This is a genomic window from Clostridium sp. OM05-6BH (assembly GCF_003481635.1).
Taxonomy (GTDB): Bacteria; Bacillota; Clostridia; order Lachnospirales; family Lachnospiraceae; genus Butyribacter.
Map to the genome: position 1 here is coordinate 123,557 of NZ_QULH01000002.1, position 26,471 is coordinate 150,027.

A 26,471-nucleotide genomic window follows, 5' to 3' on the forward strand; every position below is an offset into this window, starting at 1 on the left:
ACTCAAAATGGGGATCGTAGTACAGGCTGTAATTGTCTGCCATGCAAAGCCGCTTCGATCGTTTCGGGGATAAGGGATACATGAGCTACTAAGGAGCAAGGCTTTTTATGATGATCATCCTGTCCAAATGGAACAAAATATACGTTTTTAGCATTGTACAGCATTCCAAGATTCCTGAAATTCATTCCCATATTATCGTTGCTGGAAATGGAGATGACCAGCGGTTTTTCATTGCGAAGATGTGCTTTTGCTGCCATCAGTACCGGAGTATCTGTGATACCATTCACTAATTTTGCCATTGTGTTGCCGGTACATGGGGCGATGACCAGTGCGTCAAAAGGGGCTTTTGGCCCGATTGGCTCTGCGTCTTGAATTGTATATATTCCGGTATTTCCGGTAATACGTTCTACTTTTTTACAAAAGGTTTCAGCTGCAGTAAAACGGTTGTCTAAATGGCTCGTATGATTGGAAAAGATAGGCTGCACTTCATAGCCTTGTTTTACAAGTTCGCTTAATAATGTTAATGTTTTTGCAAAGGTGCAAAATGAGCCGGTAATAGCAAATCCGATGGAAATTGTTTCTTTCATGTCTTTTTCCTTTCTATCCGATTACAAATATATCATTTAAATGCTGAAAAATAATCTCAGCAGAACTTTTTGGGGCGTATTTTGCCGGCAGACCAGGATATAATGCGGCATCCAATCCTTTTTGAGCGCAATATGTGAGATCGCAGCCGCCCGGTGCACTGGCAAGATCTATGATCACGGCAGTGTCAGGAAGTCGGTCGATAAGACTTTTGCCGACAATGGGAGCAGGCACAGTGTTAAATAACCATTGGCAGGTTGAAAGATCTGTTGACTCGGTTAGATTAAGACAGTGTGAGACTTCTGCACAGGCTGTTTTTTCAGAAGATCTGGCAGAGATGATCACTGTGGCACCGAGGTTTGTCAGACGATCTGCCAACACCTTTCCGCAGCGTCCGTAACCCATGACAAGACAGGTGTGCTGATACAAGTTATAGGGAGAGTGGCGAATTGCTTCGCAGATGGCACCTTCAGCGGTTGCAACAGCATTCCATATTGCTACGGCAGAGGATTTCATATAGTCATAGATATGCAGACCGTGTTCCTGACAGCATTTTACAAATGCAGCAGGAAGATTACCACCTAAAATCAGAGAACCTGCAGGTGCCTCCTCATATGCCTGTTGCAGCGTTTTTTCGTCACATGGCACAGGAAGCAGTATTGTCTGCAGGGAAGAAGACTGTCCACAAGAATGCAGATACGATCTGCTTGTGGTGCTTTTTGAAGCAGATACTGCCTGACTGCATGTTTTGACACCCGCTTTTGCAAATAATTGTTCTAGTGCTAACTGGCGTTCATCGTCGCCGTATCGGATCAGCTCGCAAATTTCATACATAAATAATCCTCTCTTCCCGGATCATAAATTTTTCCAAATCTTTGTGAGTAAAATTCTCATAAAGTGGGATACTGTAGTTTATGCAGGAAACACAATATGGGTTCCCTTGACCAAACACAAATTTTCGGTTATGCTTAAGCCGAAGATACCGAGAGTACATCGATAAGAAATGGAGGTTTAGAAATGATACATGCAACAATAGATACATTTGAAGAGGAAGTTATTAAGCAGAAGGGCTTAGTCTTGGTGGATTTTTGGGCGCAGTGGTGCGGACCCTGCCAGATGATCGCTCCGATCTTAGCGGAGATTGATGAAGAATGTCCGGATGTTAAAGTTTGTAAGGTGGATGTCGATGCGAATATGGGACTTGCGCAATCGTATAAAGTTGTCGCAATCCCGTTTTTGATCCTCTTTCGGGATGGAGAAGTTCAGGAAAAGCTGACCGGATTACAGTCCAAGAAAGATCTTATGGATATGATCAAAAAGTATAAGGCGTAATTTATTCCCGTATATACAAAAAGCCATACAGGTTATTTCCTGTATGGCTTCTTTTTAGGGTATAAGAAAATACTCTTTTATATATTATGTACTAGGGTTGCTGTGTAATGTGAGTCTTTAATGCAGCAAAACTTTCTTTACTGATCACATGTTCAATACGACATGCATCTTCGGATGCAACACTTTCCGACACGCCCAAAGAAACTAAAAATTTCATCAAAAATTCGTGCCGCTCATAAATCATTTCAGCAATTTGTTTGCCGCTATCGGTCAAATAAATAAAACCGGAGTCAGTGACAGTGATATACTGTTTCTCACGAAGATTTTTCATTGCAACGCTGACACTCGGCTTCTTAAAGTTGAGTTCGTTGGCAATATCAACCGAGCGGACAACAGGTAATTTTCGGCTTAACACTAAGATTGTCTCCAAATAGTTTTCTAAGGATTCGTTTGATTTGTATGCTCCAGCCATATTCTTCCCCTTCCGTTGTTCATGATTATATATTATTTTAGCATATTATGAAAAAAATGACAAACGTCTGTTGTGGAAAAAAATCTCATTTTTATGAAAAATGAAGAGACAGGCAGATGAAAATATGTTAAAATAAAGGTTAAAGGCATATATGGGGCCTATAGAGATGCGGAGGTAGTACAAAATGAATGATTATGTATTGGTGGTAGATGACGAGGAAGTAAATCGGAAGCTTCTTGTCAAGATATTGGAGGCAGAGTATGAAGTGGAGACAGCTTCGGACGGTAAGCAGGCACTTCAAATGCTGAAAGCACAGCCACATAAATATGCAGCCATTGTTTTAGATCTGGTGATGCCGGATATGAATGGGTTTTCCTTTTTGGAAGAATATTGCAGTGATGCGATACTGCAGAATATTCCGGTCATTGTTTCTACCGGAGATGATAATATAGAATGTGAGACACATAGTTTGGAGCTTGGTGCCTGGGATTTCATCCGCAAGCCGTACAATGAGCGAATCATTCATTTTCGACTGCACAATGCGATCGAGAGAAGTCGTGCACAGATTTTGCGTAAGTTACAGCATATTGAGGCTTTTGATTCGTTGACCGGATTGTATGGACGAGATTATTTCCAAAAAGCAACGAGAGAAATGTTAGATGCGTTTCCTGAGGAGCAGTATGCAATGATAAGGCTCGACATTGCCAAATTTAATTTGGTCAATTCCTTTTTTGGCATTCACCGGGGTGATGAATTTCTTTGTGAGGTGGCTGATAAGATACGACAATTTGTTGCATCTAAGAATCATGTGACCTTTGGGCGTATGCGCGCAGATGTATTTGCAATCTGCATGTCGTATGAAAAGGAGAGTGAGCTGTCAGAGTTATCATATCGTTTCCGCAAGGAGATTCGTGAGATCATTCCGGAATTTGAAATGATTCCGGTGTTTGGGTTTTATTTGATCAAAGATCTAAAGATGGAAGTCAATGATATGTATGATAATGCTAAGCTTGCAACAAAGATCTGTAAAGGAAGTTATATTCAGAACTATGCCTTTTATCAGGATGAAATGAGTCAGGATCTTATTCAGGAACAGCGTATTGTAAATATGACTCGGTCTGCATTGCAGGAAGAGAAGTTTGTTCTGTTTTTGCAGCCAAAATATGATATACAGGAGGGCAAATTTGCCGGAGCTGAGGTATTAGTACGCTGGAAGGCGTCCGATCAAAAGATGATCTCTCCGGGAGAGTTTATTCCAATCTTTGAGCGGAACGGATTTATTATGAAACTGGATTTTTATGTATGGGAGCATGCGTGTAAATTGTTGCGTAGCTGGCTGGACAAAGGGTATGATCCGATGCCGATTTCTGTAAATGTATCACGTGTCAGTGTATACAATCCGAAATTAGTGGAAGTGATTAGTGATCTGGTTGCAACTTATAATATTCCGCCGGAATTATTTCAACTGGAATTGACGGAGAGCGCTTATACATCCAATCCATATATGATCCGTGAGGCAATGAAAGATTTACAGAAACGTGGATTTACAATATTGATGGATGATTTTGGCAGTGGTTATTCGTCATTAAATGTTTTGAAAGATATTGCAGTAGATGTTTTAAAGATTGACATGAAATTTATGTCGGATACTGAGATACCGGGCAGAGGTGAGAATATACTGGCTTCTGTAGTAAATATGGCAAAGGTGCTTGAGATGCCGGTTATTGCGGAGGGTGTCGAAAAGGAAAGCCAGGTGCGTTTCTTGAAGAATATCGGCTGTGAATATGTGCAGGGGTATTATTATGCAAAACCGATGCCTGCAGAGGAATATGAAAAGATGCTGTTTCGTGATGAGGAGAAGGCATTAGGATAATAATAGATAATGATCAGAGCAAGACAATGGAGGTTGGCATGAGAGTAAAGAAGTGGGCTTTGATGGGGATATTATGTGGAACAATGGTTCTGCTTGCCGGTTGTGGCAAGGCACAGAAAGCCTATAAGCAGGCTGTGGCTTTGGCAGAGAGCGGTAGTTATGAAAAGGCAGCAGCTTCCTTCAAGGAAGCCATTGCAGAAAACAAAGACAAAGCAGAGTATTATATTGATTATGGAATGACATTAAATCATCTGGGAAGCTATAAAAAGGCGATAAAGCAGTTTGAAAAAGCGTATCAGAAGGTTGATAATAAAATTTCCAGACAAAATAATAAGCGTTTATATTATGGAGAGGCGCTTGCCTATTATGGTATTCATGAATATGATAAGGCAAAGAAACAATGTGATAAAGCGTTAGAGATATCAGAAAGTAAGTCACTAAATGGTGATATTTATGCGACATTAGCAATGGCACAGTGGGCTTCCGGAGATTCATTAGGGGCACTTGGTGCCTTAGACCAGCTTATAAAAGAAAATGCAAAGGATGCGGATGGTCTTGTTCTGCGTGGTCAGATCAAACAGAGTATGAGTGAATATGATTCTGCTGCCGAAGACTTTTTGAAAGCAATTTCAGTTGATGAGAAATGTTATGAGGCGTATTTTGGATGCTATAATGTTTACAACGATGCCGGTAGGGAAAGCGATGCGAAAGATGTGCTTGAAAAATTGGTATCAATACATGGCGCAGATGCAGAAGCCAAAACGCAGATCGGACGAGCTTATATTTGTCTGGATAAGCTTGCAGATGCAGAGGATATATTGAGCGATGCCGAAAAAGAAAAAAGCACCGATGCGTTATTTTATCAAGGTAAGGTCTTGCGGATACGTGGTGATTTTGAGAATGCAATTAAGAAGTACACCAAATATTTGAAAGCACAGAACGGAGCAGTATGCGCTCTGCCGGAAGTGTATAGCGAGCTTGCGGGCTGTTATATTGAGTTACAGGATTATGGACAGGCAGAAGATTATTTAGAACAGGGACTTGATCTTGGTGTGACGATGGCTTATCAGAATCTGCTTCGTAATCGTGTTATTCTGTTGGAGCGAATGGGCAAAATGAGACAGGCTAAAGAATTGGCGGCAGAATATTTACAAACCTATCCATATGATAAAGAAATGGCGAAGGAAGCAAAGTTTATAGCAACTCGTATCGGAAATCATAGTAAGAAAAAACAAAGGTAAAGAGAAAGGTTTGGTTAGATAGTAATGTTTGAGACCGAAGAGCAGAAAGAACGCATTATTTTGGTCGCTGTTGCGACGGCGGATGGAGACGATACCGAACAATCTCTGGATGAGTTGGAAGAATTGGGACAGACGGCGGGTGCGGTGACTGTTGCTAAAGTAATACAGAATAGAGAAAAAGTGCATGCCGGAACGTATGTGGGTAAAGGAAAAATAGAGGAGATTAAGAATCTGGCGATCTCTCTGGATGCAGATACGGTAGTATGTGATGATGAGTTATCTCCGGCACAATATCACAATCTTCAGGATGCATTGGAGATCAAGGTCATTGACCGAACGGTTATGATACTTGATATTTTTGCCAAAAGAGCATCGACCAGCGAGGGAAAGTTACAGGTAGAATTAGCACAGCTTAGATACCGTGCTTCGCATTTGGTAGGAGGACGCAGCGAATTATCTCGTCTGGGTGGAGGAATTGGTACGAGAGGTCCCGGTGAGCAGAAACTGGAGATGGATCGGCGTCTGATCAAGGAACGTATTACGCTTGTGAAACGTGAATTGGAGCAGGTGAAACGTACCAGAGAGTTGACTCGTAAGAAGAGGCAGGAGAATCCTACACCGGTTGTTGCGATCGTAGGATATACCAACGCAGGAAAATCAACGTTACTCAATTATTTGACCGGAGCAGGTGTTTTGTCGGAGGATCAGTTGTTTGCAACACTGGATCCAACTACCCGCAAGCTTGTTCGTGAAGACGGTGAAGAAATGCTTTTTACGGATACGGTTGGGTTTATTCGCAAATTACCACATCATTTGATCCGAGCATTTCGAAGTACATTGGAAGAGGCGAAATACGCAGATATTATTTTGCATGTCGTAGATTGCTCGAATCCGGATCTGGATATGCAGATGCATACAGTGTATGAAACACTTCGTAAGCTGGAAATTGGCGATAAACAGATTGTCACTGCATTTAATAAGATTGATCGTTTAGAGGGAGAGCAGGTGCTCAAAGATCTGCGTGCAGACCGAACAGTCCGTATTTCAGCGCGTTCGGGAGAAGGCGTGGAGGAAATGTTAGATGCGTTGAGTGAATTGTTGAAAGCCGGTCAGGTACTTATCGACAAAATAATTCCTTATACAGATGGTTCTCAGATTAATTTGTTGCGTAAATATGGCCAGGTGTTGGAAGAAAGTTATGAAAATGATGGCACCAAAGTAAAAGCATATGTACCAAGAGAGTATGCCTATCTGTTTCAAAGTGCAGATGGTGAGGATGATCAATAGACATGGATGTAGAGTATAGATATGACTGGAAGTTGATCGCATGTGTAGATGACCATTGGGGAATTGGCAGACAGGGACAATTGTTGGTTGATATCCCGGCTGATAAAAAAGCATTTAAGGCGCATACGATCGGAAAGATTGTTGTTGGAGGCAGAAAAACAATGGAGGGACTTCCGGGTGCACGGGCGTTGCCTGATCGCACCAATATAGTTCTTTCTACGGATGAGACGTATTGTTTTGAAGGTGCGCAGGTATTACATAGCCTGCAGGAACTCAAACAGTATGTGAAACAGTATCCGGGTCAGGAAGTCTATGTAATTGGTGGGGAAGAAGTATATCGCCTGCTGCTTCCGTATTGTGATACAGCTTATATTACAAAAGTGCATCGTCAATATGAGGCAGATGCTTATTTCCCGAATTTAAATGAAAGCCAGGATTGGGAAATCTGCGAGCAGTCTTTTCTGCAAAAAGATCCACAGCAAAATGTGATATATGAATTTATCACCTATCAACGTATACAATAAGAATTCGATAGTAATGATCAGCGTATAAAGATAAAAATGGAGTGTTAAATCATTATCATTTTAAATCTAAAAATAGCACAGATATGAGGTGCCCTTCCAAGTTGATTTTTTGGAAGTTGGTACCAATCTGTGCTATTTTTCATGAAAGGATAATAGAACCTTTATGACAGACAGCAACGTTTCCATCGCTGTCTGTTTTTTGATGCTATCATCTTATTAGAGGATGACCATTGATCAGCCCATTACGATAGTTACATCGTATGAAGTTTTGCCCTTCTCATAAGGGATAACAGTGGTTCCTGTATATTCTTTGCCGTCTACAACGATCTTGGCAACGCCTTTTTCAATCTTATTTGGGTTTTCAACCTTGATGTTATACACACCTTCGCGATACTTACGTGTCATAGTGAAAGAGGTTCCCATCTCGGATGGAATACAAGGATCAACGCTCAAACCATTGAGAGTTGGAACAACACCTAAGATATACTGAGAAACATTTACAAATGTCCAGGCAGCGGTACCTGTAAGCCAGCTGTTCTTAGCCTGTCCGAAGAAGTGCGCATCTTTACCGGCGATCATCTGAGAGTATACATATGGCTCTGTGCAATGGATCTCGCTGATATCCTCGATATAAGCAGGACAAGTCTTTTTGTAGATCTCGAAAGCACGGTTACCACGACCGATAACAGTCTCAGCACAAGATACCCAAGGGTTATTGTGGCAGAAGATACCTGCATTCTCTTTATATCCAGGTGGATAAGAGGAGATTTCTCCAAGTTCTACATGGTATTTGGTGTAAGGCGGCTGTAACAATACAATACCGTACTTTGTATCCAGTTTTTCTTTTACAGAATCCAATGCTTTCTTAGCTTCACCTGTCTCAACACCGATACCGGCGAGAACGCAGAAGCCCTGAGGCTCAATGTAGATCTGACCTTCTTCGCATTCTTTGGAACCGACTTTGTTGCTCTGTGCATCATAAGCACGGACAAACCATTCGCCGTCCCAGCCGTCTGCTAACACTGCTTTGTTCATTGCTTCAACTTCAGCAAGTGCACGGTCAGCTTCAGCCTGATTACCTGTGTAAGCACACAGATCAGCATATTCTTTACCATATTTTACAAACATTCCACCGATAAATACGGACTCAGCAACCGGACCTTCACTAGGACCAAAGGTCTGGAAAGATTCACCCGGATGCTCAGAGAAGCAGTTTAAGTTGAGGCAGTCATTCCAGTCGGCGCGTCCGATGAGTGGAAGATTATGAGGTCCTTTGTGATTCACAATGTAATCGAAAGATCTCTTCAAATGCTCCATTAACGGAACTGCCTTGGATTCATCATTATCAAACGGTACCATTTCTTCTAAGATAGAAGTATCGCCTGTCTCGCGGATATATGCTGAAGTACCTGCGATCAGCCACAAAGGATCATCGTTAAAGCCGGATCCGATGTCTGCATTACCTTTTTTGGTAAGAGGCTGATACTGATGATAAGCGCTTCCGTCTTCAAACTGCGTAGAAGCAATATCAATGATTCTTTCTCTTGCACGCTCAGGGATCAGATGAACGAAACCGAGCAGATCCTGACAGGAATCACGGAATCCCATACCACGACCGATACCGGACTCGTAGTAAGAAGCGGAACGTGACATGTTAAAGGTAACCATACACTGATACTGGTTCCAGATATTTACCATGCGATCAAGTTTTTCTTCATCAGATCTTACGGTAAATTTAGATAACAGATTTTCCCAATTCTCTTTCAATTCAGCAAGAGCGGCATCTACCTGTGCATCTGTCTGATATTTTGCCAATAATTCATCAGCAGGTTTCTTATTGATAACATTTGGTGCAGTAAACTTCTGGTCTTCCGGATTCTCACAGTAGCCCAGTACGAAGATAAGGCTTTTTGACTCACCCGGCTCCAAAGTAATATTAATCTGATGAGATCCGATCGGATACCATCCGCTGGCAACAGAGTTATGAGATTTGCCCTCGGCAACAACCTGAGGATCCGTAACTCCACGGTAAGCACCTAAAAATTCATCGCGGCTTGTATCAAAGCCGTCTACCGGACAGTTTACTGAATAAACTGCAAAGTGGTTACGACGCTCACGGTACTCTGTTTTGTGATAGATTGTAGAATCAATGACTTCAACTTCACCGATATTTAAGTTACGCTGATAGTTTGTCATATCATCCATGGCATTCCAGAGACAAAACTCAATATATGAAAATACAGAGAATGATTTTTTCTCGTTGCTTTCGTTGGTCAGAGTAAGCTGATTAACCTCACAGTTATCATTGACAGGTACAAAAGCAAGCAAAGATGCCTTTAAACCGTTTTTAACGGAAGTGAAACGGCTGTAACCCATACCGTGACGACATTCATAAGAGTCCAACTCTGCCTTTACAGGCTGCCAGCCAGGGTTCCAAACTGTATTACCATCTTTGATGTAATAATAACGGCCGCCTTCATCGTTCGGGATGTTATTGTAACGATAACGCGTTAAACGAAGAAGTTTAGCGTCCTTATAAAAACTATAACCACCGCAAGTATTGGAAATTAAAGAAAAGAAGTTGTTACTTCCAAGATAATTGATCCAAGGAAGCGGTGTTTTCGGTGTAGTGATGACATATTCCTTATTCGGATCGTCAAAAAAACCAAATTTCATATTATCCTCCATTCCGCCCACAGGCATACATTTGTATTCAGATAAAAGTATATCGTATATGGGGGCGGAAATCAAGAAAATTTATTTGTATGCTTAAAGATTTTCGAACCGAAAAAATCTAGCTTTGCGGAATGAATATAATATGGTGGATGTCGATGCAGGGAATTGCGTTATCTATTAAAAATGGGTATAATAATAGGCAGATATTAGCTGGTGGTATAGGATTCGCAGTAAGAATACCGGAAAGGGCAGGGTGATCCATATGAGTAATGAGAATGCAGAGAAATTATTAACCTTTATAGAGCAGAGTCCAAGTGCATTTCACGTTGTATACAATATGCGCCGACAGTTAGATGCGGCAGGCTTTGTATATCTTCCGGAGAATAAGCCGATGAATATAGAGTATGGCAAGGCTTATTATACAATACGTAACGATGCATCACTGATCGCTTGGCGAATGCCGGAACAAGAGCCGGATGGATTTCATATTGCGGCAGCCCACAGTGATTCGCCGGCTTTTTTGATCAAAGAGCACCCGGAGATTAAGAAGAAATATTATATAACATTAAATGTAGAAAAATATGGTGGAATGATACTCTCCAGTTGGTTTGATCGTGCACTTTCAATTGCCGGACGAGTAGCAGTTGCCGGAGAACATGGGATAGAGAGCAGATTAGTTTCGATTGACCGCGATCTGCTTGTTATACCGAGTTTGGCAATTCATATGGATCGCAACTTAAATGCCGGCAAGACGTTTAATGTGCAAGAGGATATGCTTCCGGTTTATGCGCAGGAAGATGGTGCCGGGATCCGTGAATTGGCAGCCGGTGAAGCCGGAGTACAGCCAGGCCAGATCGTAGGGCAGGAATTGTATTTATATGTCCGTGAAAAGGGACACTTTGTTGGCAGAGACGGAGAATGGATATTGGCACCGAGACTGGATGATCAACAATGCGCTTATGGTGTTATACAAGGACTGCTTTCCTCACGTGTTCACAATAAGATAGCGATGGCGGCGGTTTTCCATAATGAGGAAGTGGGAAGCGGGACGAGACAAGGAGCAGATTCTACTTTTTTGGAGGATGTGATTACCTGGATCACAGAAGCGATCGGAATCTCCGATGGTGGTAAGAGGCGAATGATCACCAACAGTTTTTTGATCTCTGCAGATAATGCGCATGGGATCCATCCGAATTATGAAAGCAAAGCGGACCCCACCAATCAGCCTTTGCTTAATGGTGGGATCGTGCTTAAATTTCACGGTGGTCAAAAGTATACATCCGATGCCATGACGTCAGGATATTTGCGTACGCTGTGCAAAGGAGCGGGTGTGCCTTGTCAATCGTACCATAACCGTTCGGATATTGCCGGTGGTTCCACGTTAGGAAATATCTCAACGGCGCATGTGTCGATACCATCAGTGGATATTGGGCTGGCACAGTGGGCGATGCATTCGGCAATGGAGACAGCCGGAACAAAAGATCTGGATGCGTTGATCCGTCTTTGTGAGCATTTTTATGGAGTTGACTGATCACATCAGTTCAGCAATACGGCTTACGCCAACATAAATCTCGCTGATTTTATACCAGGTCGGATAGTCAGTTACGCCTGTTGCCGGAAGGTTAAAGATCTGTTGAAAGGTTTTGACTGCTTCCGCTGTCTTTTTTCCGTAAATACCATCTACAGCAAGTTTTGGAATCAGTGGGTAAGCACCGGCGATCGTGTTAAGCTGTTGCTGCAGCTGGCGTACTTTTTGACCGCTGCTGCCGATCGTCAGATCTGAGCCAGGCCAGGAAGATGGCACTCCGGAAATTTCCTCTGAGGAAGCGATGTACATGGAATTACCGTAGAAATAGCGTAGTATTTCGATGGCAGAGTAGCCGCGGTCACCAAGCGTTTTGGATTCCCACTGCCGCATCCAGTTAGGACAGGATACTTGACGTCCGTCACAGTATTGTGTAAAGATCGGCTGTGTAATATTAGGCCGTGCCAGATAATTGGAAAAAATGGAATCTACAGTTTGTGATATGGAAGCATAAATATTGCGTCCGGAGATCCATTTTTGATCATAGGCAGTAGAGGATGTGATCGTAAAATCATAGTTTTTATTGCGGTACCATTCGGTATATACGCGGTTGAGCGTAATGGACTGAATGGCAAGAATATTAGCAATCAGTGTTTCCTCCGGCCAAGTGGCATAGATTTCACTGGAGGCAACATTTTTAATATAATCTTTATATTTGACATAATAGTTTTTGGCGCGGGAGTCCGATGGTGGTCCATCATGGACGATTATATATTCGGGGGATGGAGTTCGAAGACAGCTTTCGTTACCCGGCGTCTTACAGGTAAGGAGTAACAGTATGAGTGAACGCGATCGTAATCGTGGCAAAGAGCGGTGGAAACAGGAGAAAAGGAAGCGGAAAAAACGGCGTAAAAACAGACAACAGCTTGAAAAGCAGCAAAATGTCAGCCGGCGCAAAAAAAGAGAAGTAGCCGCCTGGGAACGACTTGATAATACCGCCAACCTTTTTCCGGCTATTGCAACGCAGAATATGACTAACGTGTATCGGATCAGCGTGACGCTGTCGGATCATGTTGAACGGGATTTATTGCAGCAGGCACTGGATGAAGTACTTCCGGTGTTTGATACCTTTCGGGTACGTATGCGCAAAGGATTGTTTTGGAATTATTTTGAGACAAATTATAAGGCACCGCCATTGGTGGAATTAGAGGATAAATATCCTTGCAGTTATATTGAACCCTATGAAAATAACGGCTATTTGTTTCGAGTGAGTTATTATCGCAATCGCATTAATTTGGAGGTATTTCATGTGTTGGCAGATGGTATGGGAGCCGTTAATTTTTTGCGGGAATTAACGTATTGTTATTTGCGATTGGCACATCCTGAGACGGACTTCGGCGGACAGAAAGGTTTATCGGATCTGACGTCTTTAAGCACGGAGGACAGCTATGTCAAAAATTATAAGAAAAGTCATAACAAGGGTTATAAAACAGCACGTGCCGTAGAGGTTAAGGGAGAACATCTTCCGACCGGAGAACTTGGTGTGATCCATGGAAGTATGTCTCTTTCTGCAGTGAAACAGGTTTGTCATCAGAGGGACGTTAGTATCAATGAATATATGACGGCTGTATTTATTTACAGCATATACAAGGAGTATCTTAAGGAGAACCCGTCAAGCCGTCCAATCGCAGTAGCGGTTCCTGTGAATTTGAGACCATATTTTGAGTCTGTAACAACGAGAAATTTTTTCGTCATGGTCAGTGCGGTATATGCAGCCGATCGGACCGGGGAATCATTTGACAGGATTTTGGAATTGGTGACAATGAGTCTGCGTGAGCAGATCACAAAAGAACATTTGGAAGAATTGTTTTCCTATAATGTGTCCAATCAGAAAAACATTTTTCTGCGCTCAGTTCCAATGTTTATTAAAGTGCTTGCTATGCGTTTTGTATATCGCTCTTCGGCTAGAGCAAATACGAGTACGCTTACGAATATTGGAGCCTTTCAGGTACAGAAAGAATATGAGCCTTTCATAGAAAAATTTCATGGAATGATCGCTATGTCAACAGGACAGCATATTAAAACGCTGCTGTGTTCTTATCGGGACGAATTAGTGTTGAATTTCAGTTCAACGCTGCGTGATGTATCAATACAGCGACGGTTTTTCCGGAAATTAGTTGAAGATGGTATTGAAGTTACGATAGAAAGTAATGGGGTGTATTATGAGTGATCGAATATGTAAAAATTGTCGTCTTAGGATTGCGGATAATGCAAAAACCTGTTTGTTTTGTGGTCGGGTGTTGACCAAAGAATCTGACAATGTATTGGTTAATATGTATCCGGCAATATTCCACAAAACGCGTATGGCAAAGCGTATCGTATGGTCCTTTACGTTTGCTTTGATCTTAATACAGGTGTTACTTTTTGTGTTGAATTATTATTTGGATGCGGGACATCGCTGGTCTTTTGTGACAGCAGTGGTTTTTGCGTATGGAATTTTTTCGATGCACTATCTTACAGCATGGAATAAAAGCCATATTCGCAAGCTGTTTATTCAGACATTTGCAACGATTTTATTTTTGCTCTCATTAGATGCAGGGCTTGGTTTTCATGGCTGGTCAGTACAGTATGGTATGTCATGCAGCATATTAGTGCTGGATCTGTTTTTGGGTGGAGGAATGCTGATTAATCGTACTAATTGGACGAGTTATCTGACGACACAGGTGTATGCTATTGCGTTAGCAGTGATCAATCTTTGCATTGGGATTTTTGCCAAAGAAGGAAATCCGCTGTTTGCTTGGATCGTACTGTTAGTTACCCTTGTGTTATTTGGTGCTGCGGTACTTGCCGGTTCACGCAAGGCAAAGAGTGAGCTGCGAAGGCGATTTTATATATAAAGGATGCGAAACGATCTGCGTATGGGTGGTGTTAGGATAAAGCAGTGACAATTTACGGTTAAAGTGGAAAGATTATGATTCCCGGATGGGGATAAAGTATATGGAGGTAGCGTGTGCAAGAGCAGAGTTTTCAGGCAAAGTTAGTAAAAGAATGTATTCGTCTGGCGGCAGGAAACCGTTTGATTGGACCGAAGATCAAGATGGGAGAGTTGCAGCGGCATCTGGTTGATAAGGAACCGTTGTGGCGTAAGCCGGAGGATGTGCTTTGGGAACGGAAAAAGCTTGCAAATTGCACGGTTGAGGTGGTGCAGCCTCCGATTCCCGGCAAATATGCATTGCTCCAATTGCACGGCGGGGGATATGTGAATCCACTGCGCAATATTTATCGAAGTTTTGCTTATAAATATGCAATGATGTGCGGTGGAATGAAGGTATTTAGTACGGATTACCGGGTGGCACCGGAACATACTCATCCATCGGCGCTGCTAGATGCCATTGCATCTTATGAAATGATTTTGGATATGGGTTATACGGGAGATCAAATCTTTGTAGCGGGTGATTCTGCGGGAGGTGGTCTTGCGGTAGCACTCTGCATGTGGCTGCGTGAACATGACAGACCAATGCCGGCCAAGCTTGTATTGATGTCTCCATGGTTGGACATGACAGCGTCCGGGGGTTCCTACACGGACAATTATGACAAAGATCCAATGTTTGGCGGGACGAAAGAAAGTATGATCTATCGAGGAGATTATCGAGATGATCATGATCCGAAAGATCCATATCTGTCGCCGTTGTTTGGGGATTTTTCCGGTCTGCCGCCTATGTTGATACAGGTAGGTGAGATTGAAATGCTGCGAAGTGATGGCGAGTGCGCTGCACAGAAAGTACAGCAATGCGGTGGTCGGGCAACGGCACAGTGCTATGCCGGAATGTTTCATGTATTTCAGATGGGATTGTCACAAATACCGGAATCGGCAACGGCGTGGGAGGAAGTACAAAAGTTTTTAGAGGGAATGCGTGCAGAAAGTGATGAATAGACTGTAAAAAAAGCATGGCAGTTCAGAAACTGCAGCCGGCATTATTTTAGTTAGAAAATGAATCGGCTATGTGCGAAAGCAGGTTATCAGTGAAGCATGGAACAGTTAGAGTGGTACATTACGACGAAATATCAGCAGGAGGGTCCGTATCGGGAAGAGAGACGGATCCTTCTGCTTTATCGTGTCCGTATACAGGGACAGATGATGGGCATGAACGAGAGATATTATGGCAGAGCCGCATCGCCGAAAGACAACAGGAAATTTGGAGATGTGCCATTTACCTAAGACTATCCAGAGAAGATGAGGGAACCGCCATTGAGAGTAACAGCATCAGAAATCAGCGTGTACTGTTGATGGACTATATTGCGGCAAGACCGGAGCTTTATTTTACAGGCGAATGGGTTGACGATGGGTATAGCGGAAGCAGTTTTGAAAGGCCGGCGTTGCAGCGAATGCTGCAGGCTGCGAGAGATGGAAAGGTAGATTGCATTCTTGTCAAGGATCTATCTCGTTTCGGACGAGAGTATATACAGACCGGATGGTATTTGAAAAAGTGGTTCCCACAGTGGGGGATACGTTTTATTGCGGTGGCAGACCATTACGATAGTGCTAGTGCTTTGTTTGGTGAAAAGGCGTTGTTGCTTCCAATCCTCAATTTGATGAATGATGCTTATTGCAGAGATATTTCCAGAAAGGTCAAAAACAGTCAGGAGGCCAGACGCAGGCAGGGAGATTACGTAGGTGCTTTTGCACCGTACGGTTATCAAAAAGCGATGATCAATAAGCACAAATTAGTTGTCGATAGGCAGACGGCAGATGTTGTACAAAAGATATTTCATTGGAAAAATGCAGGGCATTCCGCGGAAAAGATTTGTGCGTTTTTGAATGTTTTATTGATCCCATCGCCGTACGTATATAAGAAGATAAGCGGGCAGTCTTATAAGTCCGGTTTTGTGGACAGAAGAAAACAAAATAGTTTATCGAATATGACTAACAATAAGGACGTAAATGAAACAAGTGGTCAATCTTGCCTGTCCGACAATACGGACACACAAAAAGTGCTCCTATGGTCGCCGGTCGCAGTTCGACGTATTTTGAAAAATCAATTATATATTGGGATCCTTCAACAGGGCAAAACGAGAAAGATCAACTATAAACTGGCACAGAGATGTAAAGTGCCACCTGAAGAATGGATCAGCACGGATAAGGCGGTGCCGCCGATCATTGAAGAATCTTTATTTTGGAAGTGTCAGAGCAGATGAATAATATATTGTGTCAGCGTATAGGAATTTATGCAAGGCTTTCCGTTCGAAATACGGAGAGAGAGGAAATGTCAATCGAGAATCAATTGTTACTGGTTGGTCAATATTTGGATCAACATACCGAATGTCAACAACGAAAGGTTTATGTGGACTATGGGTATAGTGGAGCAAACTTTCAAAGACCGGAATTTCAGCAGATGATAGAGGATTGTCGTTTGGGATTATTAGATGCAGTTATTGCGAAGGATCTGTCCAGACTGGGGAGAGAACATCTGCAATTGGGATGGTATCTGGAATACTTCTTTCCGGTAAATAATGTGCGGGTGATTACCGTGACGGATCATTATGACAGTGCAAGACTTACGGAACAGATGCTGATCGTTGGATTGAAAAATTTATTAAATGAATGGTATGCAGTAGATACCGGATACAAGGTACGGCTGGCGAAACGTCAGCAAAGGGAACAAGGAAATTTTATCGGTGCCAAGGCTCCATATGGATATCGGATCTGTTACCGGAATGGCAAGAGAGTATTAGAACCTGATCAGACGTTTTCTGTTTTAACAAACATACAGAATATGAGAAGAGCGGGACAATCTTCCGTGCAGATCGCAAATAAACTCAATGAGGATCACATAGCGACACCGGAGATATATCGTCGCACCGGAATTTTAAGAATACCGCAGGATCAGACAACAGATAAATGGTCAGGGGCGATGGTACGAGGTGTTTGGAACCATAAGCATATTGCATGTTGTTCGAACACCAGCGGGGATAACGACACGGCTTAGTACAATTTCACCGGTTTCTTCTATTGTTTTGATTTCCTCTTCGGGAATTTTTGGCGGGTATTTTTCGTATAGCGTATGAGGCGGTATTACAAACAGTTCTTTGTTGGCTTCCGGTGTGTTGGGGGTTGGGATCAGAGTTGTATTTTGTAAAGCGGTCTGTCCGGATAAGATTTCAGCACCGCTGATTTCTACCGGTTCAAAATTTGGAGCAGTTATTTGGATCGAATACGTAGAATATGGGCGATCAGTACCCGGCATCATGCTATACTCCAATGGCGGTGCGGGCAGAGTGATCAGATCACTTTTGCCGGCACTGTTTGTTTCGGTTTCTTCAATTATATCGTTTGCATCATTGATATTACGGATCTGTATCTTGGCTCCGGCAATCGGTCTGGAGGTTCGGCGAGATGTGATATTTGCCTGAAAAAAACCTCTATCCGGCATATCTTTTGCTGCATATAGATCGTGAGACATAGAACCTCATTTCTGTGATTCTTTAAAAATCACACATAGTTTTGGATTATTGTATGCCTCTTGTCAGTCAGGAGTGAAAGATTGAAATAATATTTTCAGTATGATATAGTTGGTAGAAATGCTGCAATTGCGGCACAAACAGTATTAAAAACTACGGAATTGCAGATAACCTGCGAATTTGGCAAAATGGTCTGCGCGGACATCTGTAAACAGAAAAGAGGATTAACATGGAACAGATCAAGATTAAATATTTTACGGACAAGATCGATAAACTTGCTTATATCGATGGGAAAAGTGATTGGATCGATCTGCGAGCTTCCGAAGAAGTTACATTAAAACAGGGTGAGTTTGCTTTGGTGCCACTTGGTGTGGCAATGGAACTTCCCAAAGGATATGAGGCACATATCGTACCGCGCAGCAGCACCTATAAAAATTTTGGCGTGATACAGGCAAATCATTGTGGTGTGGTAGACGGATCTTACTGCGGAGATAACGATATGTGGCGTATGCCGGTCATTGCAATGCGCGATACACAGATTCATGTAAACGACAGGATCTGCCAGTTTCGTATAATGAAAAATCAGCCGGAAATCTTATTCGAGGAAGTAGAACATTTGGAGGGCAAAGACAGAGGCGGCTTTGGAACTACCGGAAAACAATAACGAGTAGGGAGGACATTATGGATAAGAAAAAGATATTGCAGCATTTAGATCATACATTATTAAAACAGGATGCTACATGGGAGCAGATCAAGACACTTTGCGATGAGGGAATGCAGTATCATGTGGCAAGTGTGTGTATTCCACCTTGTTATGTCAAAGAGGCACGTGATTATGTCGAAGACCGCTTGAAGATCTGTACGGTGATCGGTTTTCCAAATGGCTATCAGACAACAGCTGCGAAAGTGGCAGAGACGAAAGAGGCAGTGGAAGATGGTGCGGATGAAATTGATATGGTGATCAATATCAATCGTGTTAAGGATGACCGCTTTGAAGAGGTACTGCAGGAAGTGAAAGAAATACGGGCAGCCTGCGAGGGGAAAGTCTTAAAAGTCATCATTGAGACTTGTCTTTTGACCAAAGAGGAAAAGCTCAAAATGTGTGAGATCGTTACAAAGGCAGGGGCGGATTATATTAAGACTTCAACCGGATTTTCGACCGGAGGGGCTACGTTTGAAGATGTGGCACTGTTGCAAAAATATGTAGGAGATTCAGTGAAAGTCAAGGCTGCAGGAGGAATCTCATCGTTAGAAGATGCAGAGCGTTTCTTAAGGCTGGGGGCTGACCGCCTTGGAACAAGCAGATTGATCGCACTATGCAAATCGACGGATTAACTATTGCATGAGGAGCATAACGAAATAAGTTTGCATCACCCAACACTTGACACAAAAAGTGATTCTGTATAAACTATAATGTGATGCGTTTTAAGATTCTTTATAAAATGCAAATTTTGATGGTAATGCGTTCTTTATGGCGTACAGAGAAAAGACCGCAGAATGGAGGTTCCAATGAATTATAAGGTAGCCGTGATACCTGGTGATGGTATCGGTCCGGAAATTGTCAGAGAGGCAAGAAAGGTATTAGACAAGGTTGGACAGAAATATGGTCATGAGTTTACATATCAGGAGCTGTTAATGGGTGGATGTTCCATTGATGCTTATGGAGAGCCGTTGACCGAGGAGACACTGGAAGCTGCGAAAGCAAGCGATTCCGTGTTGTTAGGTGCCGTGGGCGGCAACGTCGGACAGTCTAATTGGTATCAGCTTCCACCGGATAAACGACCGGAGGCAGGATTACTGAAGATTCGTAAGGGACTGGAATTATATGCTAATATTCGTCCGGCTGTGTTGTTTGATGAACTTAGCGGTGCATGTCCGTTGAAACCGGAACTGACAGAGGGTGGATTTGATTTTGTGGTAATGCGTGAGCTTACCGGCGGTCTGTATTTTGGGGATCGTAAGACGGTTGAAGAGAATGGTGTTAAGAAAGCGATCGACACGTTGACGTATGATGAAAATGAAATACGCCGTATCGCCAAATGGGGATTTGATGTCGCAATGAAGCGTGGTAAAAAGGTTTGCAGCGTGGATAAAGCGAATGTTTTGGATTCTTCCCGTTTGTGGAGAAGTGTTGTCGAGGAAGTGGCAAAGGATTATCCGGAAGTGGAACTTACTCATATGTTAGTAGATAACTGTGCGATGCAGCTTGTGCGTGATCCAAAGCAGTTTGATGTGATCCTTACAGAGAATATGTTTGGTGATATTTTATCAGATGAGGCAAGTATGGTGACCGGATCGATCGGTATGTTGTCTTCTGCAAGCCTTGGTGCAACGAAGTTAGGTCTATACGAGCCGAGTCATGGATCTGCACCGGATATTGCAGGACAAGATAAGGCGAATCCAATCGCAACTATTTTATCTGCAGCGATGATGCTTCGTTATTCCTTTGATCTGGAAAAAGAAGCCGATGCGATCGAGAATGCCGTGAAGCAGGTACTTAAAGACGGATATCGTACGATCGATATCATGGACGAGGGAAAGACGCAGGTCGGAACAATACAGATGGGTGATCTGATCGCAGAACGTATTTAATAGAACATAAATACACAAGGTAGATATTGGTGCCTGCAGATTCAAATGGCAGGTCTGGAAAGGAATAAGTGATTATTATGAGAAGTGATGCAGTAAAGAAGGGAATGCAGACAGCACCTCAGAGATCGTTGTTTAATGCATTAGGAATTACAGAAGAAGAATTGGAAAAGCCGTTGATCGGTATTGTGAGTTCTTACAATGAGATCGTGCCGGGACATATGAATATTGATAAGATCGTTGATGCTGTTAAAATGGGTGTTGCTATGGCTGGTGGAACTCCAATTGTTTTTCCGGCGATTGCAGTGTGTGATGGTATTGCGATGGGACATACCGGTATGAAATACTCTCTTGTAACGAGAGATCTGATCTGTGATTCCACAGAGTGTATGGCATTGGCGCATCAGTTTGATGCATTGGTCATGGTGCCAAACTGTGATAAAAATGTTCCGGGTCTGTTGATGGCAGCTGCTAGATTGAATATACCAACAATTTTTGTCAGCGGTGGCCCGATGTTAGCCGGTCATGTTCAGGGCAACAAGACATCTTTATCTTCTATGTTTGAGGCAGTTGGTGCTCATGCGGCAGGTAAGATGACAGAGGAACAGGTAAATGATTATGTATGCAATGCTTGTCCGACATGTGGTTCTTGCTCCGGTATGTATACTGCTAACAGTATGAATTGCCTGACAGAGGCGATCGGTATGGGATTGCAGGGCAATGGTACGATCCCGGCTGTATATTCTCAGAGAATCAAGCTTGCAAAGCATGCGGGAATGAAGATCATGGAACTTTTGGAGAAAAATATCCGTCCAAGAGATATTTTGACAGAGCAGGCATTTATGAATGCGTTGACTGTAGATATGGCACTTGGATGTTCTACAAATACAATGCTTCATCTTCCGGCAATCGCACATGAAGCAGGCGTAGAACTTAACTTAGATATCGCAAATCATATCAGTGCAAAGACTCCGAACTTGTGTCATTTAGCACCGGCAGGACATACCTATATGGAAGAGTTGAACGAGGCAGGCGGTGTCTATGCTGTTATGAATGAGCTGAGCAAGAAGGGCTTATTAAATACAGAACTTATTACTGCTACCGGTAAGACGGTAGGAGAGAATATTAAAGATTGTGTCAACCGCAATCCGGAAGTTATCCGTCCGATTGACAATCCATATAGCGAGACTGGCGGAATTGCAGTACTGCGAGGTAATATCGCACCGGATTCCGGCGTGGTAAAACGTTCTGCAGTAGTTCCGGAGATGATGGTACATGAAGGTCCGGCACGTGTGTTCGACTGCGAGGAAGACGCTATTGCGGCTATCAAGGGTGGCAAGATCGTTGCCGGAGACGTAGTAGTTATCCGCTATGAGGGACCTAAGGGTGGTCCCGGAATGCGTGAGATGTTGAATCCGACTTCTGCAATTGCTGGTATGGGACTTGGCTCTAGTGTAGCATTGATCACAGACGGAAGATTTTCCGGTGCATCGCGTGGAGCAAGTATTGGACATATTTCTCCAGAGGCAGCCGTTGGCGGTCCGATCGCTTTAGTCGAAGAAGGCGATATTATTGCAATTGATATCCCGGCAAATACGATCAATGTCAAAGTCTCTGATGAAGTTTTGGCAGAGCGCCGTGCAAAATGGCAGCCAAGAGAGCCGAAGGTCAAGAGTGGTTATTTGGCACGCTATGCGTCGATGGTTACATCAGCAGATAAGGGAGCAATTTTACAGATTCAGTAGAAGAGTGGAGGAAAGTCATGCAATTAACAGGTTCACAGATTGTGATAGAATGTTTGAAAGAACAAGGGGTAGACACAGTATTCGGTTATCCGGGTGGTGCTATTCTGAACATATATGACGAATTATATCGTCATCAGGATGAAATTAGACATGTCCTTACATCTCATGAGCAGGGAGCATCTCATGCAGCAGATGGATATGCCAGAGCAACAGGTAAAGTCGGTGTATGTATGGCAACAAGCGGACCCGGAGCAACTAATTTAGTTACCGGAATTGCGACAGCTTATATGGATTCTGTTCCATTGGTTGCTATTACATGTAACGTTGGCAAGGCGTTACTGGGTAAAGATTCTTTCCAGGAAATTGATATTGCCGGAGTGGCAATGCCGATTACGAAATACAGCTTTCTGGTAAAGGAAGTTGATAAATTGGCTGATACGATCCGTCGTGCCTTTACGATCGCAAAATCCGGCAGACCGGGTCCGGTCTTGATCGATATTGCGAAAAATGCAACGAGTGACAAAGCTGAATATGAGCCGAAAGTTCCGGAAGAGATCGAACGCAGCACAGAAAATATTGACGATGCTGTTATTGATGAGGCAATCAAGGTACTGCGCAATGCCAAGAAACCGATGGTATTCGTTGGTGGCGGCGCTGTGATCTCAGGTGCGGATAAAGAACTTAAGGAATTTGTGGAAAAAGTAGACGCACCGGTAACGGATACGTTAATGGGTAAAGGTGCATTTCCGGGTACCGATGACCGATATGTGGGAATGCTTGGAATGCATGGAACGAAGACTGCCAATTTAAGTGTTTCAGAGTGCGATGCACTGGTAGTTGTTGGTTCCCGCTTCTCTGATCGTGTGACAGGCAATACGGCAAACTATGCGAAGAATGCAACGATCATTCAGATTGACATTGATGAAGCGGAGATCAACAAGAATGTATCGGTTGATATGAGCATTATTGGTGATGTGAAAGCTGTTTTGGAGCGTATGAATGAGCGCATGGAACAGATGTATCATAAAGAGTGGATGGATAAGGTGATGGCAAGAAAGGATGCACTGCCAATGACTTATTCTGAGGAGGGATTGACTTGTCCATATGTTATGGAGAAGTTGGACGAGTTGACAAACAGTGATAAGACGATCATTTGTACGGAAGTCGGTCAGCATCAGATGTGGGCGGCGCAGTATTACCACTATACACATCCACGCACACTGATTACTTCCGGTGGCCTTGGAACAATGGGATATGGATTGGGTGCATCACTGGGTGCACAGGTCGGCTGTCCGGATAAACGTGTTATTAACATTGCCGGAGATGGATGCTTCCGCATGAACATGAATGAGTTAGCAACTGCAAGCCGTTATAACATTCCGATTATTGAGGTTATTATTAACAATCAGGTGCTTGGAATGGTTCGCCAGTGGCAGACGTTATTCTATGGAAAACGTTATTCGCAGACGGTACTGAATGACAAAGTTGATTATATCAAACTGTCTGAGGCACTTGGGGTGAAAGCGATCCGAGTTACAAAGAAGGAAGAGGTTGAGGGAGCAATCAAAGAAGCACTTTCTACAAAAGGTCCGGTTGTGATCGAGGTTGTGATCGAGAGTGATGATAAGGTATTCCCGATGGTTGCACCGGGTAAGAACTTAGAAGACTGTTTTGATGAGAAAGATTTGCAAAAACAGCAGTAAGCGTGTTAATCCTGGTATAGTCTGACACGAAGTTCGAGTAGGCTTTAGTGGAAGAGTTGAATGTTTTGATATTCATGATACATAGCAGGGTTTCATATATTTACAAAGTGACAAAAGGAAAGGGAATTCCCGGACCGTTTTGATTTTTGCGTAGTATGCGCCGCAAAAATTCAATAAAAATATGCGTATACAGAAATGAGGAGAAAAATGAGCAGAGTTTATAATTTTTCAGCAGGACCGGCAGTATTGCCAGAGGAAGTATTGCAGGAAGCAGCAGATGAGATGTTGGATTATCAGGGTTCCGGCATGTCCGTTATGGAAATGAGTCATCGCTCAAAAGTGTATGATAATATTATCAAGACCGCAGAGCAGGATCTGCGTGATCTGATGAATATTCCGGATAACTACAAGGTACTCTTCCTTCAGGGAGGTGCTTCACAGCAGTTTGCAATGATTCCGATGAATCTGATGAAGAACAAGGTTGCTGATTACATTGTAACCGGACAATGGGCAAAGAAGGCATGGCAGGAAGCTTCCAAATATGGTAAAGCGAATAAGATCGCTTCCTCCGAGGATAAAACATTCTCGTACATCCCAGACTGTTCGGATCTGCCGATCTCCGAAGATGCCGACTATGTATACATTTGTGAAAATAACACAATTTATGGTACGAAATACAAAGAGCTGCCAAACACAAAGGGTAAGACATTAGTTGCAGATGTATCTTCCTGCTTTTTGTCAGAACCGGTAGATGTCACAAAGTATGGCGTGATTTATGGCGGTGTACAGAAAAATATCGGACCGGCAGGTGTTGTCATTGTGATCATCCGCGAGGATCTTATTACAGAAGATGTTTTGGAAGGTACACCAACAATGTTACAGTACAAAATACATGCAGATGCACAGTCTCTGTATAACACACCACCGGCATATGGTATTTACATTTGCGGTAAGGTATTTAAGTGGCTCAAGAAAATGGGCGGCTTAGAGGCTATGAAGAAGCACAACGAAGAGAAAGCAAAGATCCTGTATGACTTCTTGGATCAGAGTAAACTGTTCAAGGGTACGGTAGTGCCAAAAGATCGTTCTTTGATGAATGTTCCGTTTGTAACAGGTGATGCAGATATGGATGCTAAGTTTGTCAAAGAGGCAACAGAAGCAGGTTTTGTTAACTTGAAAGGTCATCGTACCGTAGGTGGAATGAGAGCCAGCATTTACAATGCAATGCCAAAAGAGGGCGTAGAGAAGTTGGTTGAGTTTATGAAGAAGTTCGAGGAGGAAAATGCGTAATGTTTCAGTATAGTTGCTTAAATCCGATCGCACAGATTGGCTTAGATGGTTTTGATGGACAATATGAAAAGACAGATGATGTGAATGCGGCTGATGTGGTGCTTGTTAGAAGTGCAGCGATGCACGATATGGAGCTTTCTGATAAGCTCTGTGCTATCGCACGTGCCGGTGCCGGTGTCAACAATATTCCATTGGATAAATGTGCGGATCAGGGTATCGTTGTATTTAACACACCTGGTGCAAATGCAAACGGTGTAAAAGAGATGGTGGTATCCGGTATGCTTTTGGCTGCCAGAGATATTGCAGGTGGAATGCAGTGGGTTAAGGACAACGCTGATGATGAAAATATTTCCAAATCCATGGAAAAGGCAAAGAAGAATTTTGCCGGTACAGAGTTAAAAGGCAAAAAACTTGGTGTTATCGGACTTGGAGCTATCGGTGTGTTAGTTGCTAATGTGGCAAGACATTTCGGAATGGAGATCTATGGTGTAGATCCATTCTTATCCGTTAATAATGCGTTATCTCTTTCCAGAGATGTTACCGTTGTAAAATCTTACGATGAGTTGTATCAGGTATGTGATTATATTACAATTCATGTTCCTTATATTCCTGAGACAAAAGGAATGCTCAACAAGGAAGCTTTCGATCAGATGAAGGATGGCGTTGTTATCTTGAACTTTGCACGTGATCTTTTGGTAAATGATGATGACATGAAAGCTGCTTTGGAGTCTGGAAAGGTGCGTCGTTATGTAACAGATTTCCCAAATCCAGCCGTTGTTAAGATGCCGAATGTGATCGCAACACCGCATCTCGGTGCCTCTACAGCAGAGTCAGAGGATAACTGTGCCGTTATGGCAGTACATGAGCTTCGTGAATTTTTAGAGAATGGTAATATCATCAATTCTGTAAACTATCCAAATTGTGATGCAGGTGTCTGCAATACAGAAGGACGTATTACAGTTGCACATAAAAACATCCCAACGATGTTGACACAGTTTACCAATGTATTTGCTGAAGAAGGAATTAATATCGCACATATGACAAATAAGAGCCGTGGTGATTATTCATATTGTGTATTCGATATTGATGCTGCTTCTTCAAAGGCATTGGAAGATAAGCTGAATGCAATTGATGGTGTATTAAAGGTACGTATCATCAAATAATGTAGTA

General features: G+C 42.9%; 23 protein-coding genes and 1 pseudogene. 18 read left to right on the forward strand and 6 right to left on the reverse strand.

The window, feature by feature from the left end; all coding sequences use genetic code 11:
* Window positions 1-2 precede the first annotated feature (2 nt).
* Complete coding sequence (locus DXB73_RS03050; protein ID WP_118690111.1) at window positions 3-587, reverse strand: dipicolinate synthase subunit B; 585 nt, start codon at window positions 585-587, stop codon at window positions 3-5.
* A gap of 13 nt (window positions 588-600) precedes the next feature.
* Window positions 601-1,419 carry an NAD(P)-dependent oxidoreductase gene (locus DXB73_RS03055; RefSeq protein ID WP_118690112.1) on the reverse strand — a complete coding sequence of 273 codons (819 nt, stop codon included), beginning with the start codon at window positions 1,417-1,419 and terminating at the stop codon, window positions 601-603.
* 183 nt (window positions 1,420-1,602) lie between these two features.
* On the opposite strand from DXB73_RS03055, the gene trxA reads away from it, so the two are divergent.
* Window positions 1,603-1,917: a thioredoxin gene (gene trxA, locus DXB73_RS03060; protein ID WP_022024489.1), complete on the forward strand. Its 315-nt coding sequence runs from the start codon at window positions 1,603-1,605 to the stop codon at window positions 1,915-1,917.
* 91 nt (window positions 1,918-2,008) lie between these two features.
* Here the strand turns inward: trxA and DXB73_RS03065 are convergent, their stop codons facing one another.
* Window positions 2,009-2,389, reverse strand: coding sequence for a metal-dependent transcriptional regulator (locus DXB73_RS03065; RefSeq protein WP_118690113.1), 381 nt, complete (start codon window positions 2,387-2,389; stop codon window positions 2,009-2,011).
* A gap of 184 nt (window positions 2,390-2,573) precedes the next feature.
* Here DXB73_RS03065 and DXB73_RS03070 point away from each other — a divergent pair, with 184 nt between their 5' ends.
* From DXB73_RS03070 to DXB73_RS03085, 4 genes are read left to right on the forward strand one after another with little or no spacing between them, the layout of a single operon-like run.
* The gene (locus DXB73_RS03070) at window positions 2,574-4,262 is read left to right on the forward strand and encodes an EAL domain-containing response regulator (protein ID WP_118690114.1); all 1,689 of its coding nucleotides are present in this window, start codon (window positions 2,574-2,576) and stop codon (window positions 4,260-4,262) included.
* 38 nt (window positions 4,263-4,300) lie between these two features.
* Window positions 4,301-5,503: a tetratricopeptide repeat protein gene (locus DXB73_RS03075; protein ID WP_182448180.1), complete on the forward strand. Its 1,203-nt coding sequence runs from the start codon at window positions 4,301-4,303 to the stop codon at window positions 5,501-5,503.
* A gap of 24 nt (window positions 5,504-5,527) precedes the next feature.
* Complete coding sequence (gene hflX / locus DXB73_RS03080; protein ID WP_118690116.1) at window positions 5,528-6,790, forward strand: GTPase HflX; 1,263 nt, start codon at window positions 5,528-5,530, stop codon at window positions 6,788-6,790.
* 2 nt (window positions 6,791-6,792) lie between these two features.
* A complete protein-coding gene (locus tag DXB73_RS03085) occupies window positions 6,793-7,314 on the forward strand; it encodes a dihydrofolate reductase (RefSeq protein ID WP_118690117.1) in 522 nt (173 codons plus the stop codon).
* Window positions 7,315-7,548: 234 nt separating this feature from the next.
* Here the strand turns inward: DXB73_RS03085 and DXB73_RS03090 are convergent, their stop codons facing one another.
* Window positions 7,549-9,990 carry a glycosyl transferase gene (locus tag DXB73_RS03090; RefSeq protein ID WP_118690118.1) on the reverse strand — a complete coding sequence of 814 codons (2,442 nt, stop codon included), beginning with the start codon at window positions 9,988-9,990 and terminating at the stop codon, window positions 7,549-7,551.
* Window positions 9,991-10,252: 262 nt separating this feature from the next.
* On the opposite strand from DXB73_RS03090, the gene DXB73_RS03095 reads away from it, so the two are divergent.
* A complete protein-coding gene (locus DXB73_RS03095; RefSeq protein WP_118690119.1) occupies window positions 10,253-11,521 on the forward strand; it encodes a M18 family aminopeptidase in 1,269 nt (422 codons plus the stop codon).
* On the opposite strand, the pseudogene DXB73_RS03100 reads toward DXB73_RS03095, so the two are convergent.
* Window positions 11,522-12,295, reverse strand: a pseudogene (locus DXB73_RS03100) (peptidoglycan-binding domain-containing protein); the annotation flags it as partial. It lies immediately after the preceding gene.
* 58 nt (window positions 12,296-12,353) lie between these two features.
* Between DXB73_RS03100 and DXB73_RS03105 the strand changes: the two are divergent.
* The 5 genes from DXB73_RS03105 to DXB73_RS03125 all read left to right on the forward strand — a co-directional run bounded on the left by DXB73_RS03105 (window position 12,354) and on the right by DXB73_RS03125 (window position 17,502).
* A complete protein-coding gene (locus tag DXB73_RS03105; RefSeq protein ID WP_118690120.1) occupies window positions 12,354-13,745 on the forward strand; it encodes a hypothetical protein in 1,392 nt (463 codons plus the stop codon).
* Complete coding sequence (locus tag DXB73_RS03110; protein WP_118690121.1) at window positions 13,738-14,412, forward strand: DUF6320 domain-containing protein; 675 nt, start codon at window positions 13,738-13,740, stop codon at window positions 14,410-14,412. The genes DXB73_RS03105 and DXB73_RS03110 overlap by 8 nt, the downstream gene beginning before the upstream one ends.
* Window positions 14,413-14,525: 113 nt before the next feature.
* A complete protein-coding gene (locus DXB73_RS03115; RefSeq protein WP_118690122.1) occupies window positions 14,526-15,449 on the forward strand; it encodes an alpha/beta hydrolase in 924 nt (307 codons plus the stop codon).
* An 89-nt stretch (window positions 15,450-15,538) separates the two neighbouring features.
* Window positions 15,539-16,711 carry a recombinase family protein gene (locus tag DXB73_RS03120; RefSeq protein ID WP_182448181.1) on the forward strand — a complete coding sequence of 391 codons (1,173 nt, stop codon included), beginning with the start codon at window positions 15,539-15,541 and terminating at the stop codon, window positions 16,709-16,711.
* Complete coding sequence (locus DXB73_RS03125) at window positions 16,708-17,502, forward strand: recombinase family protein (protein ID WP_147354452.1); 795 nt, start codon at window positions 16,708-16,710, stop codon at window positions 17,500-17,502. Before DXB73_RS03120 ends, DXB73_RS03125 begins: the two co-directional genes overlap by 4 nt.
* Here the strand turns inward: DXB73_RS03125 and DXB73_RS14365 are convergent.
* Window positions 17,419-17,976, reverse strand: a complete 558-nt coding sequence (locus DXB73_RS14365; RefSeq protein ID WP_147354453.1) for a carboxypeptidase-like regulatory domain-containing protein — start codon at window positions 17,974-17,976, stop codon at window positions 17,419-17,421. The genes DXB73_RS03125 and DXB73_RS14365 overlap by 84 nt on opposite strands.
* A gap of 227 nt (window positions 17,977-18,203) precedes the next feature.
* Between DXB73_RS14365 and DXB73_RS03135 the strand changes: the two genes are divergently transcribed.
* The 7 genes from DXB73_RS03135 to DXB73_RS03165 all read left to right on the forward strand — a co-directional run bounded on the left by DXB73_RS03135 (window position 18,204) and on the right by DXB73_RS03165 (window position 26,464).
* Window positions 18,204-18,638 (forward strand): dUTP diphosphatase, encoded by a 435-nt coding sequence (locus tag DXB73_RS03135; RefSeq protein WP_118506917.1) that lies wholly within the window; start codon window positions 18,204-18,206, stop codon window positions 18,636-18,638.
* Window positions 18,639-18,655: 17 nt separating this feature from the next.
* Complete coding sequence (gene deoC / locus DXB73_RS03140) at window positions 18,656-19,309, forward strand: deoxyribose-phosphate aldolase (RefSeq protein WP_118690125.1); 654 nt, start codon at window positions 18,656-18,658, stop codon at window positions 19,307-19,309.
* Between the two features lie 174 nt (window positions 19,310-19,483).
* Entirely contained in the window at window positions 19,484-20,566 is a 1,083-nt protein-coding gene (gene leuB / locus DXB73_RS03145) for a 3-isopropylmalate dehydrogenase (protein ID WP_118690126.1), read from the forward strand.
* A 77-nt stretch (window positions 20,567-20,643) separates the two neighbouring features.
* Window positions 20,644-22,308 carry a dihydroxy-acid dehydratase gene (gene ilvD, locus DXB73_RS03150; protein WP_118690127.1) on the forward strand — a complete coding sequence of 555 codons (1,665 nt, stop codon included), beginning with the start codon at window positions 20,644-20,646 and terminating at the stop codon, window positions 22,306-22,308.
* 17 nt (window positions 22,309-22,325) lie between these two features.
* Window positions 22,326-24,011, forward strand: coding sequence for a biosynthetic-type acetolactate synthase large subunit (gene ilvB / locus DXB73_RS03155; RefSeq protein WP_118690128.1), 1,686 nt, complete (start codon window positions 22,326-22,328; stop codon window positions 24,009-24,011).
* A gap of 207 nt (window positions 24,012-24,218) precedes the next feature.
* Window positions 24,219-25,301, forward strand: a complete 1,083-nt coding sequence (serC, locus tag DXB73_RS03160; RefSeq protein ID WP_022025474.1) for a 3-phosphoserine/phosphohydroxythreonine transaminase — start codon at window positions 24,219-24,221, stop codon at window positions 25,299-25,301.
* Window positions 25,301-26,464 (forward strand): phosphoglycerate dehydrogenase, encoded by a 1,164-nt coding sequence (locus DXB73_RS03165; protein ID WP_022025473.1) that lies wholly within the window; start codon window positions 25,301-25,303, stop codon window positions 26,462-26,464. The genes serC and DXB73_RS03165 overlap by 1 nt, the downstream gene beginning before the upstream one ends.
* Window positions 26,465-26,471: the final 7 nt, after the last annotated feature.